At 73.9% G+C, this 19,525-nt stretch carries 20 protein-coding genes; 16 read left to right on the plus strand and 4 right to left on the minus strand.

Annotation, left to right across the window (positions count from 1 at the left end):
- The first annotated feature begins 131 nt into the window (after nucleotides 1-131).
- The 3 genes from lysS (at nucleotide 132) to F1D97_RS05515 (ending at nucleotide 2,274) form a co-directional block, all read left to right on the plus strand.
- Nucleotides 132-1,667: a lysine--tRNA ligase gene (gene lysS, locus F1D97_RS05505; RefSeq protein ID WP_236122842.1), complete on the plus strand. Its 1,536-nt coding sequence runs from the start codon at nucleotides 132-134 to the stop codon at nucleotides 1,665-1,667.
- 1 nt (nucleotide 1,668) lies between these two features.
- Complete coding sequence (locus F1D97_RS05510) at nucleotides 1,669-1,866, plus strand: hypothetical protein (protein ID WP_236122843.1); 198 nt, start codon at nucleotides 1,669-1,671, stop codon at nucleotides 1,864-1,866.
- Between the two features lie 75 nt (nucleotides 1,867-1,941).
- On the plus strand, nucleotides 1,942-2,274 hold the full coding sequence (locus F1D97_RS05515; protein ID WP_236122845.1) for a histone-like nucleoid-structuring protein Lsr2: 333 nt from the start codon (nucleotides 1,942-1,944) through the stop codon (nucleotides 2,272-2,274).
- Between the two features lie 119 nt (nucleotides 2,275-2,393).
- On the opposite strand, the gene xylB is transcribed toward F1D97_RS05515, so the two are convergent.
- Both xylB and xylA read right to left on the minus strand, forming a co-directional pair.
- A complete protein-coding gene (gene xylB, locus F1D97_RS05520; RefSeq protein WP_236122846.1) occupies nucleotides 2,394-3,824 on the minus strand; it encodes a xylulokinase in 1,431 nt (476 codons plus the stop codon).
- 29 nt (nucleotides 3,825-3,853) lie between these two features.
- A complete protein-coding gene (gene xylA, locus F1D97_RS05525) occupies nucleotides 3,854-5,044 on the minus strand; it encodes a xylose isomerase (protein WP_236122848.1) in 1,191 nt (396 codons plus the stop codon).
- An 81-nt stretch (nucleotides 5,045-5,125) separates the two neighbouring features.
- Here xylA and F1D97_RS05530 point away from each other — a divergent pair, with 81 nt between their 5' ends.
- From F1D97_RS05530 to F1D97_RS05550, 5 genes are all read left to right on the plus strand, one after another.
- Nucleotides 5,126-6,403, plus strand: coding sequence for an ROK family transcriptional regulator (locus F1D97_RS05530; RefSeq protein WP_236122850.1), 1,278 nt, complete (start codon nucleotides 5,126-5,128; stop codon nucleotides 6,401-6,403).
- 49 nt (nucleotides 6,404-6,452) lie between these two features.
- Entirely contained in the window at nucleotides 6,453-7,625 is a 1,173-nt protein-coding gene (locus tag F1D97_RS05535) for a lactonase family protein (RefSeq protein WP_236122852.1), read from the plus strand.
- Nucleotides 7,626-7,772: 147 nt separating this feature from the next.
- Entirely contained in the window at nucleotides 7,773-9,104 is a 1,332-nt protein-coding gene (locus tag F1D97_RS05540) for a glycosyltransferase (RefSeq protein WP_236123500.1), read from the plus strand.
- Nucleotides 9,105-9,227: 123 nt separating this feature from the next.
- Nucleotides 9,228-9,965 (plus strand): phosphoglyceromutase, encoded by a 738-nt coding sequence (locus F1D97_RS05545; RefSeq protein WP_236122854.1) that lies wholly within the window; start codon nucleotides 9,228-9,230, stop codon nucleotides 9,963-9,965.
- Nucleotides 9,966-10,170: 205 nt separating this feature from the next.
- Nucleotides 10,171-10,536, plus strand: coding sequence for a hypothetical protein (locus F1D97_RS05550; protein ID WP_236122855.1), 366 nt, complete (start codon nucleotides 10,171-10,173; stop codon nucleotides 10,534-10,536).
- A 33-nt stretch (nucleotides 10,537-10,569) separates the two neighbouring features.
- On the opposite strand, the gene phoU is transcribed toward F1D97_RS05550, so the two are convergent.
- Nucleotides 10,570-11,238 (minus strand): phosphate signaling complex protein PhoU, encoded by a 669-nt coding sequence (gene phoU / locus F1D97_RS05555; protein WP_236122857.1) that lies wholly within the window; start codon nucleotides 11,236-11,238, stop codon nucleotides 10,570-10,572.
- Nucleotides 11,239-11,442: 204 nt separating this feature from the next.
- Here phoU and F1D97_RS05560 point away from each other — a divergent pair, with 204 nt between their 5' ends.
- The 8 genes from F1D97_RS05560 (at nucleotide 11,443) to pstB (ending at nucleotide 18,627) form a co-directional block, all read left to right on the plus strand.
- A complete protein-coding gene (locus F1D97_RS05560; RefSeq protein ID WP_236122858.1) occupies nucleotides 11,443-11,847 on the plus strand; it encodes a DUF4175 domain-containing protein in 405 nt (134 codons plus the stop codon).
- Between the two features lie 125 nt (nucleotides 11,848-11,972).
- Nucleotides 11,973-12,401, plus strand: coding sequence for a DUF6325 family protein (locus F1D97_RS05565; protein ID WP_236122862.1), 429 nt, complete (start codon nucleotides 11,973-11,975; stop codon nucleotides 12,399-12,401).
- Nucleotides 12,402-12,517: 116 nt separating this feature from the next.
- On the plus strand, nucleotides 12,518-13,792 hold the full coding sequence (locus F1D97_RS05570) for a sensor histidine kinase (protein WP_236122866.1): 1,275 nt from the start codon (nucleotides 12,518-12,520) through the stop codon (nucleotides 13,790-13,792).
- Entirely contained in the window at nucleotides 13,789-14,505 is a 717-nt protein-coding gene (locus F1D97_RS05575) for a response regulator transcription factor (protein WP_236122868.1), read from the plus strand. The genes F1D97_RS05570 and F1D97_RS05575 overlap by 4 nt, the downstream gene beginning before the upstream one ends.
- 124 nt (nucleotides 14,506-14,629) lie before the next feature.
- Nucleotides 14,630-15,754: a phosphate ABC transporter substrate-binding protein PstS gene (gene pstS, locus F1D97_RS05580; protein WP_236122870.1), complete on the plus strand. Its 1,125-nt coding sequence runs from the start codon at nucleotides 14,630-14,632 to the stop codon at nucleotides 15,752-15,754.
- Nucleotides 15,755-15,868: 114 nt separating this feature from the next.
- Entirely contained in the window at nucleotides 15,869-16,897 is a 1,029-nt protein-coding gene (pstC, locus tag F1D97_RS05585) for a phosphate ABC transporter permease subunit PstC (RefSeq protein ID WP_396022561.1), read from the plus strand.
- A complete protein-coding gene (gene pstA, locus F1D97_RS05590) occupies nucleotides 16,897-17,838 on the plus strand; it encodes a phosphate ABC transporter permease PstA (protein ID WP_236122871.1) in 942 nt (313 codons plus the stop codon). The genes pstC and pstA overlap by 1 nt, the downstream gene beginning before the upstream one ends.
- A 9-nt stretch (nucleotides 17,839-17,847) precedes the next feature.
- Nucleotides 17,848-18,627, plus strand: a complete 780-nt coding sequence (gene pstB / locus F1D97_RS05595) for a phosphate ABC transporter ATP-binding protein PstB (RefSeq protein ID WP_236122885.1) — start codon at nucleotides 17,848-17,850, stop codon at nucleotides 18,625-18,627.
- 224 nt (nucleotides 18,628-18,851) lie between these two features.
- Here pstB and F1D97_RS05600 read toward each other — a convergent pair whose 3' ends face one another.
- Complete coding sequence (locus F1D97_RS05600; protein WP_236122886.1) at nucleotides 18,852-19,397, minus strand: hypothetical protein; 546 nt, start codon at nucleotides 19,395-19,397, stop codon at nucleotides 18,852-18,854.
- Nucleotides 19,398-19,525: the final 128 nt, after the last annotated feature.

The following is a 19,525-nucleotide window of genomic DNA, read 5'->3' on the forward strand; positions in this document are numbered from 1 at the left end:
GGTTCCCCCTCGGTCGTCGGGATGTCGTAGCGACAACGCTCGTGCGGGCCTGGCGCGTTGGGGTCGATCTTCCCGCAGCCTGTGACGGACGGACGTGAGGATGCGCGCGGGTGCCCGATTACCATGGTCCGGTGACCGACACCCCTTCCTCGCCCGCTGCCGACGTGCCCGCGGTCGTCTCCGACGACACGCCTGAGCAGATCCGCATCCGGCGCGAGAAGCGCGAGCGCCTCCTCGCGGAGGGCACGCCCGCGTACCCGGTGTCCGTGCCGCGCACGCACACGATCGAGCAGGTCCGGGCGGCGTACCCGGACCTCGAGGCGGGCCAGGAGACGGACGACGAGGTCGGCGTCGCGGGCCGCGTCGTGTTCCTGCGCAACACCGGCAAGCTGTGCTTCGTCACGCTGCAGGACGGCGCCGGCACGCGCCTGCAGGCGATGCTGTCGCTCGCCGAGGTCGGCGAGGACCGGCTCGCGGCGTTCAAGACCGACGTGGACCTCGGTGACCACCTGTTCGTGCACGGCCGCGTGATCATGTCGAAGCGCGGCGAGCTGTCGGTGTTCGCGGACTCCTGGCAGATGGCCGCGAAGGCCATTCGTCCGCTGCCGAACCTGTACGAGGGCGCGGAGCTGTCCGACGAGGCGCGTGTGCGTCAGCGTTACGTCGACCTGATCGTGAACCCGAAGGCGCGCGACATGGTGCGCACGCGCGCCGCGGTGGTGCGCTCGCTGCGCGACAACTTCGCGCGCCGCGGATTCCTCGAGGTCGAGACCCCGATGCTGCAGGTGCGTCCGGAGGGCGCGGCCGCGCGTCAGTTCGAGACGCACATGAATGCGTTCGACATCGAGCTGTTCCTGCGGATCGCGCCGGAGCTTTTCCTCAAGCGTGCCGCCGTCGGAGGGGTCGAGAAGGTCTTCGAGATCAACCGCAACTTCCGCAACGAGGGCGTCGACGCGACGCACTCGCCGGAGTTCGCGATGCTCGAGGCGTACGAGGCCTACGGCGACTACGACACGATGGCGGCGCTCACGCAGGACCTCGTGCAGACCGCCGCGCTCGAGGCGCTCGGCACGACGACGATGACGCTCGCCGACGGCTCGGAGTACGAGCTCGGGGGCGACTGGACGCACCTGACGATGTACGAGTCGCTGTCCGAGGCGCTGGGCGTCGAGATCACGCACGACACGGACGACGAGACGCTCCTGGCGCTGCTGGAGAAGGCGGAGATCGAGCTCGCGCCCGCGCAGCGCAACCACGGCAAGCTCGTCGAGGAGCTGTGGGAGCACCACGTGGGCGCGCACCTGCACGCCCCGACGTTCGTGCGGGACTTCCCGGTCGAGACGTCCCCGCTCACGCGCGACCACCGCAGCAAGCCGGGGCTCGTCGAGAAGTGGGACCTGTACGTGCGCGGGCTCGAGCTCGCCACCGCGTACTCCGAGCTCGTCGACCCCGTGGTCCAGCGTCAGCGGTTCGAGGCGCAGGCGCTGCTCGCGGCGCGCGGCGACGAGGAGGCCATGCGCATCGACGAGGACTTCCTCACCGCGATGGAGTTCGCCATGCCGCCGTCGGGCGGAATGGGAATGGGCATCGACCGCCTGCTCATCGCGATGACCGGACAGGGAATCCGCGACACGATCCTGTTCCCGCTCACGAAGCCGCAGGCCTGAGATGGACGGCATCGGCGGTGTGCTGACGGCGGTCATTCCGTCGGTCGGTGTGGGTCTGCTGTTCTGGTTCGCGATGCGCGCCATCATGAACGCCGACCGCACGGAGCGTCAGGCCCTCGCGCGCATGGACGCCGAGGAGAACGCGCAACAGGCCGCGCGTTCGGCCAAGAATTCACAGGAAAACGGCTCGAACGTTTGACCTGAAATGCATTCGGTGTGATGCTGGCGTGCGCACCCCCGCATATTCCTGCCACATCTTCCAGGAGATCATCGGATGGCTCAGAAGGTTCAGGTCCTGCTCATCGACGACGTCGACGGCTCGTCCGCCGACGAGACCGTGACGTTCGCGCTCGACGGTGTGACGTACGAGATCGACCTCACCGCGAAGCGTGCTGCCGAGCTCCGTGACTCGTTCGCGACGTGGGTCGGCCACGCGCGCAAGGTCGGCGGCCGCTCGACGAGCGGTGCGGCCAAGCCCTCCTCGCGTCGCCGCAGCTCGAACGACGCCCAGGCGATCCGCGAGTGGGCGAAGGCCCAGGGTCTCGAGGTCTCGGAGCGCGGCCGCATCAGCGCGGACGTGCGTGAGGCGTACGACAAGGCCCACTGACGCTCGTCGTCGTCCCGGCGGCTCCAGCCACCCGGTGACGGCACGACACGCAGCACAGCAGGCAGCACGAAGGCCCGGTCCCGCAGCCACGGGACCGGGCCTTCGTCGTTCGTGGCCGCTCAGGCGTCCACGGGTCGGGTGGCGGTGAGCTCACGCACCGCCGCGTACTGCTCGCGCACACGCGGTGCGGACGGCGCCGAGTACACCTCGGCCGTGCCCGCCGCGCTCCACGCGGGCGGCTCGTCGGCGCCCGAGAGCACCCACGCCGCCTGCCGGGCCGCACCGTCGGCGACGTACTCGCCGGGGGTGGGGACCAGCACGTCGAGACCGAGCACGCTCGGCGCGATGCGCCGCACGGCCTCGGACTTCGCGCCGCCGCCGATGAGGAACAGCCGCTCGACCGCGACGCCCGTCGCGCGCAGCGCGTCGATGCCGTCCGCGAGCGCGCACAGCATCCCCTCCACCGCGGCCCGCGCGAGGTGCGCGGGCGTGGTGTTGGCCAGGCGCAGCCCGTGCAGGGCACCGGTGGCGTCGGGCTTGTTCGGCGTGCGCTCGCCCTCGAGGTAGGGGACGAGCACGAGGCCGTCCGCACCCGCAGGCGCCTGCAGCGCGAGCTCGGAGAGCCCGGCGTGGTCGACGCCGAGCATCCGGGCGGTCGCGTCGAGGACACGCGACGCGTTGAGCGTGCACGCGAGCGGCAGGAAGTGCCCGCTCGCGTCGGCGAAGCCGTTGACCATGCCGGAGCCGTCCGCGGCGGCCGAGCCGGTCACGGCGGACACGACGCCCGACGTGCCGATCGACACCGCGACGTCGCCCGGGCGCAGCCCGAGCGCGAGCGCGGCGGCCGCGTTGTCGCCCGCACCGGGACCGAGCACGGGCCGCCGGGCGCCGACGACGGAGCGCGGACCGGCCTCGTGCGGGCCGAGCACGCGCGGCAGCACCGCGTCGTGGCCGAGGCCCAGCTCGAGCAGGTCGTGCCGGTAGTCGTCGGTCGCGGGGGACCAGTAGCCGGTGCCGGACGCGTCGGAGCGGTCGGTGACGAGGTCCTCGAACGCGGGCGAGCCGGGGCCGTGGCCGGCGAGCCGCCACGTCAGCCAGTCGTGCGGCAGCGCGACCGCCGCGACCCGCTTCGCGTTCTCGGGCTCGGCGTCGCGCAGCCAGCGCAGCTTGGTGACCGTGAGCGAGGCGACCAGCACGGAGCCGGTCGCGTCCGCCCACGCCTGCGGGCCGCCGCCCTCGGCGATCAGGTCGAGCGCGGCCTGCGCGGAGCGGGTGTCGTTCCACAGCAGCGCGTCACGGACGACCTCGCCGGTCTCGTCGAGCGTGACCATGCCGTGCTGCTGCCCGCCCACGCTGATCGCGTCGACGTCGTCGAGGCCGCCCGCGTCCGCGATCGCGGTCTGCAGGGCGTCCCACCATGCGGCGGGGGCGACCTCGGTGCCGTCGGGGTGGGACGCGCGACCGGAGCGCACGAGCGCCCCGGTCGCGGCGTCCCGGACCACGACCTTGCAGGACTGGGTCGACGAGTCGACCCCGGCGACGAGCGCCATGCCTGTTCCGTCCTGTCCTGTCGTGAGGGTCAGCCGCGCGCGCCGAGCGCGTGCTCGAGCGCGAGCTGGTTGAGGCGGACGAAGCCGAAGCCGTGCTTGGCGACGGCGTCGACGTCGAAGTCCTCGAACGCGGAGCGGTCCGCGAGGAAGTCCGCGAGCGTCTCGCCCTCGTTCAGCGTGGGCTTGGCGAGCTCGAGCACGCCGGCGGCCTCGATGGCCTCCTTGACCTCGGGGTCCTCACGGAACGCGATCGCGCGCTCCTTGAGCAGGAGGTAGGTGGCCATGTTGGCGCGGGCCGACTCCCACACGCCGTCGAAGTCCTCGGTGCGCGAGGGCTTGTAGTCGAAGTGCACCGGGCCGGTGTACTTCGGGCCGCCGCCCGGGAAGCCGTTCTCGAGCAGGTCGACCGTGGCGAACGCGGAGAACAGGTCGCCGTGGCCGAACACCAGGTCCTGGTCGTACTTGATGCCGCGCTGGCCGTTGAGGTCGATGTGGAACAGCTTGTCGGCCCACAGCGCCTGCGCGAGGCCGGTGGTGTAGTTCAGGCCGGCCATCTGCTCGTGGCCCGTCTCCGGGTTGAGGCCGACGATGTCGCCGTTCTCGAGCTTGGCGATGAGGCCGAGCGCGTGGCCGATGGTCGGCAGGAGGATGTCGCCGCGGGGCTCGTTCGGCTTCGGCTCGAGCGCGATGCGGAGCTTGTAGCCCTTCTCCTTGATGTAGGCGGCGACGGTGTCGATGCCGTCGGCGTAGGCCTGGTGCGCGGCGTACAGGTCCTTGGCGGAGTCGTACTCGGCGCCCTCGCGGCCGCCCCACATGACGAACGTGTCGGCGTCGAGGGACGCGGCCAGGTCGACGTTGCGCAGGATCTTGCGCAGCGCGTAGCGGCGCACGCGGCGGTCGTTGGACGTGAACGCGCCGTCCTTGAAGATCGGGTGCGTGAACGTGTTCGTCGTGACCATCTCGACGGTGATGCCGGTCTCGGCCAGCGCGCCGCGGAAGCGGTCGAGGATCTTCTCGCGCTCGGCGTCCGACGAGCCGAACGGCACGACGTCGTCGTCGTGGAACGTCACGTGGGCCGCGCCGAGCTCGGCGAGCTTGTGGACCGACTCGACCGGGTCGAGCCACGGCCGGGTGGCCGCGCCGAACGGGTCCTGCGCGTTCCATCCGACGGTCCACAGACCGAAGGAGAACTTGTCGGCGGGGGTGGGCTTGCGCACCATCACGGGTACCTCTCGTCATCGAGTGGGCGGGTATTTGTTGTATGGATGAACTTATGCGCGAGAACGGCTAGGGTCAAGCCCGTGAAGAGTCCGGCGGCGCGGCAGGGCACCCTGCGCGAGCTCAACCTGGGTCTCGTGCTGCGCGAGGTCCTCGGCGCAGCGGCCACGCACACCACCCCACCGTCCCGCGCCGACGTCGCCGCGGCCACCGGGCTCACGCGCGCGACCGTCTCCGCGCTCGTCGACCGGCTCGTCGCGGGCGGCCTGCTCGCCGAGCTCGACCCCGTGCCCACGCAGCGCGCGGGACGCCCCGCGGTCCCGCTCGTCCCCGCGGGCGGCACGCTCGTCGCGATCGGCGCCGAGGTCAACGTCGACTACCTCGCGGTGCGTGCGGTCGACCTCGCGGGCCACGTGCTCGCCGAGCGCGTCCGGCACGCCGACCACCGCGGCTCCGACCCCGACGACGTGCTGCGCGTCCTGGGCGCGGTGGCCGACGAGGTGCTCGGCGAGGCGCTCGCCACGTGCGCCGGGACCCCTGCCGGGACCTCTGCCGGGACCTCTGCCGGGACCTCTTCCGGGACCGGCGCCGCCACGGGGGACGACGAGCCGCCCGGCCCCGCCCCGCGCGTCGTCGGGACCGCGGTCGCGCTGCCGGGCCTCGTCGGCCGCACCACCGGGACCCTGCTGCTCGCGCCCAACCTCGGCTGGCGCGAGGTCGACGTCGTGCGCGTGCTCGCCGAGTCGTCCCGCACGTTCGCCGAGCACCGCCCCACGCTCGCCAACGAGGCCGACCTCGCGGCGCTCGCCGAGTCGCGCGTGCGCCGCCCCGAGGGGCTCGCGAGCTTCGTGCTCGTCTCCGGCGAGGTCGGCATCGGTGCCGCGATCGTGCTCGACGGGCGCGTGTTCGGCGGCCGGCACGGCTGGGCCGGCGAGCTGGGCCACACGCTCGTCGCGGGTGCGCGCCAGCTCGAGCAGGTCGCGGGCCAGGACGCGATGCTGCGCGCCGCCGGCCTGCCGCGCGACGAGGGCGTCGAGCCGCTCGTCGCGGCCCTCGCCGCCGACGACGCCGCCGCGCACGCGGCCGTCGCGAGCGCGGGGGAGGCGCTCGGTGTCGCGCTCGCCAACGTGCTCAACACCGTCGACGTCCCGCACGTGGTCCTCGGCGGGACGTACGCGCGGCTCGCGGACCACGTGAGCGAGCCCGTCCTCGCGGCGCTGCGCGCGCACGTGCTCGCCGCGCCCTGGGCCGAGCCGAGCGTCGACGTGGCCCGCGCGGGCGACCACGCCGCCGTCGCGGGCGCGACGCACGCGGTGCGCGACCGGGTCGTCGCCGACCCGACCGCCTGGCTCACGTCCTGACCGGCGTCCTGACCAGCGCGTCCGGGTCGCCGCTGCCTAGACTCGCCGCGTGACTGAGCTGTGGATCGGGACCTACCCCGCAGCGGGGGCCGGCACACCCGTCGGGCAGGGCGAGGGCGTCTGGTCGGTCGTGCTCGACGACGAGACGGGCGCGCTGACCGGTGCGCGGCTGCGCGCCGAGCTGCCCGCGCCGTCGTTCCTCGCGCTGCGCACGCCGTTCGCGGGGGCTCCCGACCGACCCGGTGACGGGGCCGGCGACGACGTCGGCCCGGTCCCGTCCCACGTGTACGCGGTGCTCGAGGACGACGCGGGCCGCGTCGCGGGGCTGCTGCCGCACGACGGCACGCTCGCGCCCGACGCGTTCGTCCCCTCGGGCGGCGCGTACCCGTGCCACGTGCTCGCGACCGAGGACGCGCTGCTGGTCGCCAACTACGGCTCGGGCACGCTCGGCGTGCTCGCGCTCGACGGGTCGGGGGCGTTGCGCAGCGAGCAGCCCGCGGTGCTCGGCCACGCGGGCAGCGGCCCGCGCGAGGACCGGCAGGAGGGGCCGCACGCGCACTTCGTCGCGCTCGCGCCCGGCGGCCGCCACGTGCTCGTCGTCGACCTCGGCACCGACGAGATCCGCCGGTACGCGTGGGACGGGCGCACCGCGACGCCCGACGGCATCGCCGCGACGCTCCCGCCCGGCACCGGCCCGCGGCACCTGGACTTCTCCTCCGACGGGCGGTTCGCGTACGTCGCGGGCGAGCTCGACGTGGCGGTGCACGTGCTCGCGTGGGACACGACCACGGCGACGGGGACGCCGGTGCAGTCGGTCCCGGCGGTCGTCGTCGACGATCCCGACGAGCACGATCCCGACGAGCACGGGCACGACGAGCGCGGGCACGACGAGCGTGCGCCCGGGCAGCCCTCGCACCTCGTCGTCGACTCCGGCGCGGTGCTCGTCGCGGTGCGCGGCACGGACGTGCTCACGGCGTACCGGGTCGGCCCCGACGGGCTGCTCGGTGCCGGGCGGTCCGTGGACCTCGGGGGGTCCTGGCCGCGGCACTTCGCGGTCGTGGGGCGGTGGGTCGTGGTCGCGCTCGAGCGGGCCGGCGAGCTCGTCGTGCTCGACCGCGTGCTGCTGACCGCCGACGAGGACGCGACCGGGTCGGGCGCGCCCGACCCGGTGCGGGGGCGCGTGCCGCTGCCGTCGCCCACGTGCGTGCTGCCGCACGCGTGACCCGCCGACCCGCCCGTCCAGCAGGCGGGACGGGCCGCACGCGCGGCGCACCGGGCCGTCGCAGCGGCGACAATGACTGAGCACTCAGCTACCCACCCAGCCGGACGACCAGCAGGAGGACCCGTGGACCGGGCACCGCGCATCGCGATGCTGTCCGTGCACACCTCGCCGCTGGAGCAGCCGGGCACCGGGGACGCGGGCGGCATGAACGTCTACGTGCTCGAGCTGTCGCGGGCGCTCGCGGCCCGCGGTGCGCGCGTCGAGATCTTCACGCGCGCGACCTCCTCCGAGCTGCCCGAGAACGTCGTGCTGCCCGGCCTCGAGGCCGACGGCACGCCGCTCACGATCGAGGACGCCCCCGAGCGCGTGCGCGAGGTCCTCACCGCGCACGAGGTGCCCGCCGGTGTCGTCCCGCCCGTCGTCGTGCACCACGTGCCCGCCGGCCCGTTCGAGCGGCTCGACAAGAACGACCTGCCGGGCGTGCTGTGCGGCATGGCCGCGGGCGTCCTGCGGTGGGAGGCCGCGCGGCGGCCCGGCTGGTACGACGTCGTGCACTCGCACTACTGGCTCTCGGGGCAGGTCGGTGCGATCGCCGCCGACCGCTGGGAGGTGCCGCTCGTGCACACCGCGCACACCCTGGCCAAGGTCAAGAACGCGTCGCTCGCGCCCGGGGACCAGCCCGAGCCGCCCGCGCGCGTGCTCGGTGAGGAGCAGGTCGTCGTCGACGCGGACGCGCTCGTCGCGTCGACCCCCGCCGAGGCCGCCGAGCTCGTCGACCTGTACGGCGCCGACCCGGCGCGCGTGCACGTCGTCGAGCCCGGGGTCGACCTCGAGCGCTTCGCGCCCGTCCCGTCCGACGAGCGTGCGCAGGCCCGGGCGGCGCTCGGGCTGCCCGCGGACCGCGACGTCGTGCTGTTCGCCGGGCGCGTGCAGCCGCTCAAGGCGCCCGACGTGCTGGTCCGCGCGCTCGGCGTGCTGCGCGAGACCGGCCGGCCCGTGCCCCTGCTCGTCGTCCTCGGCGGGCCGTCGGGCCGCAGCACCGCGGTGCGCGAGCTCGAGGCGCTCGCCGAGATCACCGGCGTCGGCGACTCGCTCGTCGTGCGCCCGCCCGCCGCGCGCGACGAGCTCGCGACCTGGTACCACGCGGCGGACCTCGTCGCGATGCCGTCGCGCTCGGAGTCGTTCGGGCTCGTCGCCGCCGAGGCGCAGGCCGCGGGCGTGCCCGTGGTCGCCGCGGCGGTCGGCGGACTGCGCAGCATCGTCGACGACGGCGTGTCCGGCGTGCTGGTGCGCGGGCACGACCCGCGGCGCTGGGCGACCGTCCTGGCGGAGACGCTCGCCGACCGTGAGCGGCTCGCGGCGTTCGGCGTCGCCGCGCGACGCTCCGCCGAGCGGTTCGGCTGGGAGAGCGCCGCGGACCAGGTGCTCAAGGTCTACGCGGTCGCGCGCGAGGCCCGCGGCGCCCGCGCCCGGGCCTGAGCAGCGTCCGTCGCGGGCTTCGTCGGCTCGTCGTCCGCGCTCGTCGTCGTACCCGTGGTCGTCCGCTGACCGGGGGACGGACGTCCCTGCGACCCCCGCGGCGGGCTGAGGCAGGATGAGCACATGACGTACACCCTGGTGCTGCTCCGCCACGGCGAGAGCGAGTGGAACGCGAAGAACCTCTTCACCGGCTGGGTCGACGTGGCCCTCTCCGAGAAGGGCGTCGAGGAGGCGAAGCGCGGCGGTGCGCTCCTCAAGGACGCCGGCATCCTCCCGGACGTCGTCCACACCTCGCTCCTGCGCCGGGCCATCACCACCGCGAACCTCGCGCTCGACGCCGCGGACCGCCACTGGATCCCGGTCAAGCGCTCGTGGCGCCTCAACGAGCGCCACTACGGCGCGCTGCAGGGCAAGGACAAGAAGCAGACGCTCGAGGAGTTCGGCGAGGAGCAGTTCATGCTCTGGCGCCGCTCGTACGACGTCCCGCCGCCCGCCATCGAGGTCGGCTCGGAGTTCTCGCAGGACGCCGACCCGCGCTACGCCGGTGAGCCCACCGTGCTGACCGAGTGCCTCAAGGACGTGCTCGAGCGCGAGCTGCCGTACTGGGAGTCGGGCATCGTTCCGGACCTCCAGCAGGGCAAGACCGTCCTGGTCGCCGCGCACGGCAACTCGATCCGCGCGCTCGTGAAGTTCCTCGACGACATCGACGACGACACGATCTCCGGCCTCAACATCCCCACGGGCATCCCGCTGGTGTACGAGCTGGACGAGAGCTTCAAGCCGACCCTCAAGGGCGGCCGGTACCTCGACGCCGACGCGGCCGCCGCCGCGATCGCCGCGGTCGCCAACCAGGGCCGCTGACCGACCCACCCCGAAGGGTCGCCTCCTCGCCGGAGGCGGCCCTTCGTCGTCCCCGCACCCGCCGCGCGTCGCCGACGGGCCCGGGCATCGCCGACGGGCCGGGACGAGTCGGCAAGAACCGGACGGCGCGGGACACAGGGCGGGTGAGACGCACGGCAGGTGGGACGGCACGGCACGTGGGACGCACCCGAGGAGAGGTCGACGCATGAGCACGACGATCGAGCAGCAGGACGCGGTGCGTCCGGACCGGGTCGGGGCCCCCGGCTGGGTGCGGGGAGCGTCGCTCGCGGTGGGCGTGGTGCTCGCCGTCGTCGCGTACGTCGCGTTCCTCACCGCCGCCGGCAACGGGCCGTCGTGCCCGGCGATCTTCCCGCCGCCCGAGGGCTGCGAGCCCGAGCGGGGGCTCGACACGATCGTCGCGATCGCGGTCCCGTTCGGTGCGGTGCTCGGTGCGGGGGTCGCCACCCTCGCGGCGCGGCGCCTGCCGACGGCGGTCCGCGTCGCGATCCTCGTGGCGCTCGCCGCGGCGGGCGTCGCCGCGGTCGCCTGGACCGCCGCCCTGCGCGGCTGACCGGGCTCGTCGGGCCGCGGCCCTCGCGACGCGTCAGGCGGGGGTGGCGAGGTCGTCGGTGGGGTGCGTCGTGCCCGTGACCAGGTAGGTGATGCGGCGCGCGACCGAGACCGCGTGGTCGCCGAAGCGCTCGTAGTAGCGGCCGAGGAGCGTCACGTCGACCGTCTCCTGCGGCGTCCCGGCCCACGCGCCGCCCAGCAGCGCGGCGAACGTGTCCTCGTGCAGCCGGTCGAGCAGGTCGTCGTCGGCCTCGACGCTGCCCGCGAGCGCGATGTCACGGCTGACCAGCAGCGTCGTCGTGCGCTGCGCGACGCGCACCGCCGCGTCGTGCAGCTGCGCGAACGTCGGCGCGAGCGCGTCGGGAACGGCCCGGGCGGGGTACCGGCCGCGCGCGACCTGCGCGACGTGCCGTGCGAGGTCGCCCATGCGCTCGAGCGTCGAGCTCATGCGCAGCGCCGAGACGACGATCCGCAGGTCGGTCGCGACGGGCTGCTGCTGCGCGAGCAGGAGCACGCAGCGCTCGTCGAGGTCCCGCTCCATCGCGTCGATGCCGAGGTCGTCGGCGATCACGGACTCCGCGAGCGCGAGGTCGGCCGTCAGCAGCGCCGTGCCGGCGTCCGTGATCGCGCGCTCGACCCGGCGGCTCATCGCCACCAGGTCCTCGCCGAGCAGCGTGAGCTCGGCGTCGAAGATCTCCCGCATGTCTGTCCTCCCGCGTCGGCGGGCACGACGAGGCCCGTCCGGTCGGCGCCCACCGTGACAGGTGGAGGTGAACGGCGGGCGCCGCGGCGGTGAACGCGCGACGGCGGTTCGCCGCGGCTCACCCGTCGTGGGGGATGCACGTCCCGCCCGGATCGCTAGTTTCGGAGCTGACAGCGGTGTCCGACGAGCGAGCGGGGGTCCGTCATGGCGCAGAAGGTGACCGGTTGGGTCGGCTGGGTGTGGTTCGGCGCGTTCGCGCTGCTGAGCGTGGGGCTGTTCAACGTGATCGCGGGCTTCATCGCGGTCTTCCAGGACGAGAAGCTGCTCGCGTGGAGCCCGGCGAGCGGTGCGTACGTCCTCGACATCTCGTCGTGGGGGTGGGTGCACCTGCTCCTCGGGGTCGTGCTGACGGTGGCGGGCTTCGCACTGTTCGGCGGAGCGCTGTGGGCGCGGGTGGTCGCGATCGTCGCGATCGTGCTCACGCTGATCTGGAACTTCCTGTGGCTGCCGGTGACGCCGTGGTGGTCGCTCGCCGTGATCGTGCTGGGGGCGTTCGTGCTGTGGGCGCTCACGGTGCACGGCGAGGAGGTCGAGCGCGCCGTGAGCTGAGGCGGCGCCCGACCTGAGACGATGCGTCGGGCGGGTGAGATCAGCGCGTCGACGAGCGTCCACGCACCCGCGGGTACAGCATGGGCCTTGCCAGCAGGTCGGGGGCGGAGATTCCGGAGGCGCCGATGACGACGTCGTCGTACGGCACGGTCGAGCTGGTCGTGCTCGAGTTCCCGCACGACGCCATCCCGCCGCAGGTGCGCGACGAGATGGCGCTCCTGGTGCACCGGCCGCAGGTGCGGCTCATCGATCTCGTGCACGTCCGGCGTCCGGTGCAGGGCGAGCTCGAGGTCGCGGAGGCGACGGACGTCGGGACGCAGCTCGGGCTCGAGGGGCTGGACCTCATCGGTGCGGGCCTCGTCGGGCAGGAGGACATCGACGAGGTCGGCGAGTCGCTGCAGCCGGGCACCTCGGCGCTGCTCATCGTGCTCGAGCACCTGTGGTCGAAGGGGCTGATCGAGTCGATCCGCGGGGCCGGTGGGCTGGTCCTGTCGACCGAGCGCATCCCGACCGAGGTGGTCGCCGCGGTGATCGAGGCGCCACGTCGTCCGTGACGCACCCGGCACCTCGCGAGCCTCGCGGTGAACGCACGGTGAACGCTGGGCGAGCGTCCGGCCACGAGCGTGCCGCACGGCGGTGCCGGGCGCCGGGCGCCGCCTAGGGTGACGGTGTGGACGACGGGACGGGGCTCACGCCGCTCGTGATCGGGCTGCTCGGCGTGCTCGTCGGGCTCGCGTCCGTGCTCGCGTTCCGCTGGAGCGAGCGCGTCGAGCGGCAGGCCGCGCCGCCGCCCGAGCCCGAGGTCGACGAGGGGCTCGTGCGGACGCTCGCGGTGCTGCGCTCCGCGGCGGTCGTGCTCGACGCCGCCGACGACGTGGTCCGCGCGAGCGCGCCGGCGTACGCGCTGGGGCTCGTGCGCGAGGGCCGCATCGCCCCTCCCGCGATCCGGGACCTCGTCGCGCAGGTCCGCCGCGACGGCGTGATCCGCGACGAGGAGCTCGAGGTCGACCGGCCTGTGGGCCGCGGCACGTCGCTGGTGCAGGTGCGCGTCGCGCAGGTCAGCGACCGCCACCTCGTCGTGCTCGCGGAGGACCTCACGCAGGCCCGCCGGCTCGAGGCGGTGCGCCGCGACTTCGTCGTGAACGTGTCCCACGAGCTCAAGACGCCCGTCGGTGCGCTGTCGCTGCTCGCGGAGACCGTGCAGGACGCGGCGGACGACCCCGAGGCCGTGCGGCGGTTCGCGGGCCGCATGCAGTCCGAGGCGCAGCGGCTGTCGTCGCTCGTGCACGAGATCATCGAGCTGTCGCGGCTGCAGGTCGCGGGCGCGCTCGGGCCGCTCGCGCCGGTCGACCTGGACGCGGTGGTCGCGGAGGCCGTGGACCGGGCACGCACCGCGGCCGCCGCGAAGCGCGTGCACCTCGAGGTCGGCGGGGACACGGGCGTGCGGCTGTTCGGGAACCACGACCTGCTCGTCACCGCGGTGCGCAACCTCGTCGACAACGCGGTCGCGTACTCGGGCGAGGCGTCGCGCGTGGGCATCGGTGTGCGGGAGGCGGGCGACCTCGTCGAGATCGCGGTCGTCGACCAGGGCATCGGCATCTCGGCGGAGGACGCCGAGCGGGTGTTCGAGCGGTTCTACCGCGTGGACGCGGCGCGCTCGCGGGCCACCGGCGGCACGGGGCTGGGGCTGTCGATCGTCAAGCACGTCGCGGCGGACCACGGCGGCGACGTGACCGTGTGGTCGCAGCCGGGGCGGGGCTCGACGTTCACGCTGCGCCTGCCGCGCGTGCCGGGCGAGGAGGCCGCGCCCGATCCCACAGCCTCGCCCGACGTCCCGCCCGACGTCCGGCTCGACGTCCGGCCCGACGTCCGGCCCGACGTCCCGACCGACCCCCACGACCGTCCCGACGAGGGAGAGCACGTGCCGCACCGGAGCGCCTCATGACCCGCATCCTCGTGGTCGAGGACGAGGAGTCCTACCGCGACCCCCTGACGTACGCGCTGCGCCGCGAGGGCTTCGACGTCGTCGAGGCCGCGACGGGGCCCGACGCGCTCACGCAGTTCGCGGCGCACGGCGCGGACCTCGTGCTGCTCGACCTCATGCTCCCCGGCCTGCCCGGCACCGAGGTCTGCCGCGCGCTGCGCACGACGAGCGACGTGCCCGTCATCATGCTGACCGCCAAGGACGACGAGATCGACAAGGTCGTCGGCCTGGAGCTCGGCGCCGACGACTACGTGACGAAGCCGTACTCGCTGCGCGAGCTGGTGGCGCGCATCCGCGCGGTGCTGCGCCGCCGCTCGTCGCCGACCGCCGCCCCCGCCCCGGGGCCGGACGTCGACGACGACGTGCTCGTCTCCGGACCCGTGCGGCTCGACGTCGACCGGCACACCGTCCACGTGCACGGCGAGCTCGTCGCGTTCCCGCTCAAGGAGTTCGAGCTGCTCGAGCTGCTCCTGCGCAACGCGGGACGGGTGCTCACGCGCGGCCAGCTCATCGACCGCATCTGGGGCGCGGACTACGTGGGCGACACCAAGACGCTCGACGTCCACGTCAAGCGTGTGCGCGCGAAGATCGAGCAGGACCCGGGCGACCCGCGCCTGCTCGTCACGGTCCGCGGGCTCGGCTACAAGCTCGAGGACGTCCCGCCCGGGCCCTGAGCAGGGATCGTCGAGCAGCGTTCACCCAGGGTTCACCCGCTGCCCGGGGCGCGGTCACGTCCAGCGGTCAGCCTTCCGTCGTGCGCACACCCCGGTGCGCTCCCGAACGAAGGACGGACCCACAGTGAAGCTCTCCCTCCACGGCCGCGTGGGCGCGGTCGCCCTCGTCGGCGCCCTCGCCCTGTCGCTCGCGGCCTGCGGATCGGACGACCCGCTCGGCACCGCCGCCTCGGGCGCGCCGGGCGCCGGCGAGACGACGTCCGGCGAGACGAGCACCCTGTCCGGCGAGCTCGACGGCGCGGGTGCGTCGTCGCAGGAGAAGGCCATGGACGCCTGGCGCGCCGGCTTCCAGAACGCGCACCCGGACGTCACCGTCAACTACGACCCGGTGGGATCGTCGGGCGGCCGTCAGCAGTTCATCGACGGCGGGGTGGACTGGGCGGGCTCGGACTCGGCGCTCAAGCCCGAGGAGATCGAGGCCGCGGCCGGGCGCTGCGAGGCCATCGACATCCCCGTGTACATCTCGCCGATCGCGATCGCGTTCAACCTCGAGGGCGTCACCGAGCTCGACCTCACGCCTGCGACGGTCGCGAAGCTCTTCCGCGGCGACATCACGTCGTGGGACGACCCCGCGATCAAGGCCGACAACCCCGACGTGGCGCTGCCTGCCCTGGCGGTCACGCCCGTGCACCGCGCGGACGGCTCCGGCACCACCAAGAACTTCACCGACTACCTCAACAAGACGGCCGGTGACGTGTGGACCGACGAAGGTGCCGACGACTGGCCGGTCGCCGGCGGCGAGTCCGGCACGGGCACGTCGGGCCTGGTGCAGGCGGTCCAGGCCGCGCAGGGCACGATCGGCTACGCCGACGAGTCCGCCGTGCCGGCCGAGCTCGGCAAGGTCAGCGTCAAGGTCGGCGACGCGTTCGTCGCCCCGTCCGCCGAGTCGGCCGCCGCGGCGCTCGCGGCCTCCCCGCGTGACGAGGAGCGCGGTGAGCACGACATCGCGGTGAAGGTCGACCGCACGACGACCGCCGCGGGCGCCTACCCCGTGATCCTCGTGTCGTACGCGGTCGCGTGCCTCACCTACGACGACCAGGAGACGGCCGACCTCGTCAAGGGTCTGCTCGGGTACGTCGTGAGCGACGAGGGCCAGGCGGCCGCGCAGACCGCCGCGGGCTCCGCGCCGCTGCCCGCCGAGCTCGCCGCCGAGGCGAAGGCCGCGGTCGACGCGATCGGCGTCGGCTGACGAAGCGGTCGGTGGCCGGCCCGTCCCGGGGGGGACGCGGGCCGGCCACCGACGACCGCCGGGAGCGAGCCTCCCGGTCCCCCCACCCAGTCCTCCCGCGACCAGGAGTCTCACGTGACCGCCACCACCAGCCCCGCACCGCCGGGCATCGATCAGGACGACGTCGCAGGCGCCGCGCCGCGCCCCCCGCGGCGCCGTGGGCGCGCGCCGCGCGTCGTGGAGCGCGGCGCGAGCCGGGTGTTCCGGTGGACCGCGACGAGCGCGGGCGCGCTGATCCTCCTCGTCCTCGCGGCGGTCGCCGTGTTCCTCGTCGTGAAGGCGATGCCGGCGGTGACGGCCTCGTCCGACGAGCTCGTCGACGGCGTGAGCTTCATGCGCGGCTCGTCGTCGCTGCTCGACCACGTCGGGCCGCTCGTGTTCGGCACCGTGCTCGCCGCGCTGCTCGCGCTGCTGCTCGCGGTGCCGGTGTCCATCGCGATCGCGCTGTTCATCTCGCACTACGCGCCGCGTCGGCTGGCCGCGGGGCTCGGGTACGTCGTCGACTTGCTGGCCGCCGTGCCGTCCGTCGTCTACGGGCTGTGGGGCGCGATCGTGCTCGCGCCCGCCGTGCAGCCGATCTGGGCGTGGCTCGGGGAGAACCTCGGCTGGGTGCCGCTCTTCGGCGGGACCGTCTCGCCGACCGGCCGCGTCATCGCGACCGTGGCCGTCGTGCTCGCGGTGATGATCCTGCCGATCATCACCGCCGTGAGCCGCGAGGTCTTCCTGCAGACGCCGCGCCTGCACGAGGAGGCGGCGCTCGCGCTCGGCGCGACGCGCTGGGAGATGATCCGCATGACCGTCCTGCCGTTCGGACGCTCGGGCGTGGTGTCCGCCGCCATGCTCGGGCTGGGCCGCGCGCTCGGGGAGACCATGGCGGTGCTCATGATCATCTCGCAGGGGTTCCTGTACAGCTTCCTGCTGCTCGCCGCGGGCCAGCAGCAGACGATCGCGGCGAACATCGCCGCGCAGTTCCCCGAGGCGAGCGACCTGGGGATGTCCGTGCTCATCGCCACGGGGCTCGCGCTGTTCGTCATCACGCTCGTCGTCAACATGTCCGCCCGTGCGATCGTCGCGCGGCGCAAGGACTTCTCGGGAGCCAACTGATGGCCACGACCACCTCGTCGACCTCCGACCTCGCGACCCTGCTGCGGCAGGTCGACCCGCGCCGCCGCCGCACCGACCTGCTCATGCGGGTGGTCATCACGGGCGCGTTCGCGCTCGCGATGGTCCCGCTCGTGTCGGTCGCGTGGACGGTCGTCGCCCACGGCGTCGAACGGTTCGACGCGTACTTCCTCACGCACTCCATGCGCGGCGTGTACGGCGGCGTCGACGCGGGCGGGATCTACCACGCGATCGTCGGGACCGTCGAGATCACCGCGCTCGCGGCGCTCATCTCCGTGCCGATCGGCCTGCTCACCGCGATCTACCTCGTGGAGTACGGGCGCGGACCCCTGGCGCGGGCGGTCACGTTCTTCGTCGACGTCATGACGGGCATCCCGTCGATCGTCGCGGGCCTGTTCGCGTACGCGCTGTTCGCGGTGATCCTCGGCCCGGGCGTGCGGATGGGCGTCGTCGGGTCCGTCGCGCTGTCGGTGCTGATGATCCCCGTGGTCGTGCGGTCGAGCGAGGAGATGCTGCGCCTCGTGCCCAACGAGCTGCGCGAGGCCGCGCTCGCGCTCGGGGTGCCGCGCTGGCTCGTCGTCGTCAAGGTGGTGCTGCGCACCGCCGTCGCGGGGATCGTCACGGGCGTGATGATCGCGGTCGCCCGTGTGATCGGCGAGACCGCGCCGCTGCTCATCACGGTCGGCGTCGCCGACTCGATCAACCTCAACCTCTTCGAGGGCCGCATGATGACGCTGCCGGTGTACGTGTACCGGCAGTTCCAGCAGGGCCTCATCCCGTGCTCGGCGGACGACACCGCCTGCATCGCGACCATCACCTACGACCGCGCGTGGGCCGCGGCGCTGACGCTGATCCTCGTCGTCATGCTGCTCAACCTCGTCGCGCGCCTCGTCACCCGACTCTTCGCCCCCAAGACCGTCTGAGGACCCCCCATGGCACAGCGCATCGACGTCAAGGACCTGAACATCTACTACGGCGACTTCCGCGCCGTGTCCGACGTGGCGATGAGCGTCGAGCCGCGCTCGGTCACCGCGTTCATCGGCCCGTCCGGCTGCGGCAAGTCCACGTTCCTGCGGACCCTGAACCGTATGCACGAGGTGATCCCCGGTGCGCGCGTCGAGGGCCGCGTCGAGATCGACGGCGTGGACCTGTACGCGCCCGACGTCGACCCCGTCGCGGTGCGCCGGCAGGTCGGCATGGTGTTCCAGCGCCCCAACCCGTTCCCGACGATGTCGATCGCCGAGAACGTGCTCGCGGGCGTGCGGCTCAACAACCGCCGGCTGTCCAAGGGCGACGCGCAGGACCTGGTCGAGGAGTCGCTGCGCGGCGCGAACCTGTGGAACGAGGTCAAGGACAGGCTCGACCGGCCGGGCTCCGGGCTCTCGGGCGGTCAGCAGCAGCGCCTGTGCATCGCGCGCGCGATCGCTGTCCGGCCGCAGGTGCTCCTCATGGACGAGCCGTGCTCCGCGCTCGACCCCATCTCGACGCTCGCGATCGAGGACCTGATCGCCGAGCTCAAGGCGGACTACACGATCGTCATCGTCACGCACAACATGCAGCAGGCCGCGCGCGTGTCCGACCGCACCGCGTTCTTCAACCTGGCCGGGCAGGGCCAGCCCGGCCGCCTCGTGGAGGTCGACGACACGTCGGTGATCTTCTCGACCCCCCGTGAGCAGGCCACGGAGGACTACATCTCGGGCCGCTTCGGCTGACACCCCCCGCCCCTGGACCTCCCACCCCCTCCGGCACCCCACCCCATCGCCGAGTGCGGACGTCACTGCGCGAGTGCGGACGCAGAGCGGGCGCACTCGACCCGTACCGTCCGCACTCGGGGGATGGGGGTGGGTACGGGAGACGGACCCGGGGTGGGACGGCGCGGGTGGGACGGCGCGGGTGGGACGGCGCGGGTGGGACGGCGCGGGTGGGACGGCGCGGGTCAGGGGGCCGTCGGGAGGAGGGGCGCGTAGTCCGGGAGGGTGCCGTCGAGGACGGGGACCTGGACCGTCTGCGAGCCCGCGATGTCGACGTCGACGCCCACGACCGCGACGCCGCCCGGTGCGGCCGGGGTCTGCGCGACGCGCACGTCGACGGTCGTGTCGTCGGCCTCGCTGCCCGCGGACCCGGTGAGCAGGACCGTGCTGCGCGCCGGGACGTCGATCGTCGTCGGGTCTGCCGCGGGCGCGGCGTCGGCACCCTCGCCCGGGGCGGCGAACGTCACGGTCACCGTGGCGTCCTCCTTGCCCGTGTTGGTGAGCCCGCCGAGCAGCACGCCCTCCTCGCCCTCGCCCGCCGACACGATCAGCAGGTTCGAGGCGCGCACGTCGCCCAGGCGGACCGAGACGCCGTCGGACGCGTCGTACTGGTCCTGCGTCTGGATCGGGTTCGTCGCGGAGCAGCCCGCCAGCACGAGCGCGGCGGCGAGGCCGGTCGCGGCGACGGCGGCGCGGGTCCGGCGGGACCGGAGGGGGCGGTGCGAGGTCACGGTGACTCCTGGCGACGGGACGGTCGGTGCGGGGCGCCCGCGTGTCCCGGCGTCGCGGCGGCGCTCGCGGGACGGTCGTGGGGCGGGCCCAGCCTATCGGGCGGACCCGCCCGCGAGGTCGTCAGGAG

This window comes from Cellulomonas palmilytica, assembly GCF_021590045.1.
GTDB lineage: Bacteria > Actinomycetota > Actinomycetes > Actinomycetales > Cellulomonadaceae > Cellulomonas > Cellulomonas palmilytica.